Below are 279 nucleotides of genomic sequence, written 5' to 3'. Positions count from 1 at the left end.
GATGTATTGCCGCTGAATGAAAAAGGCGAGCGTGAGAGGTTCTGTTCGTTAGGACGAATATAGAGCTGCGCGTACAGATTGGCTTTTTCCAGCATGTCGCCCAGACCATAAGGCGACCAGTGGTCGATAACGCTGTCAGTGCCAGTCATCACTTTTACGCCTTTGTCGTGCAACTGTTTGAGCGGCATATGCAGCGTGCCAATCGGCACCGTCGAGGCGATAGAAATTTGTTGCACCACCATCCGGTTCGCCAGTTCATCTACCTGTTGCTCGTTGAGC

The 279-nt window shown here is 52.0% G+C and carries 1 pseudogene; it reads right to left on the bottom strand.

Going from position 1 to position 279, the window contains the following annotated elements:
• Nucleotides 1-279: pseudogene (locus AC0L3S_RS39320) on the bottom strand (deaminase); the annotation flags it as partial.

It is taken from the genome of Bradyrhizobium sp. Ken01, assembly GCF_055807355.1.
Note: the sequence above shows the minus strand (reverse complement) of the source record. Positions and strands in the feature narration are given on the sequence as shown.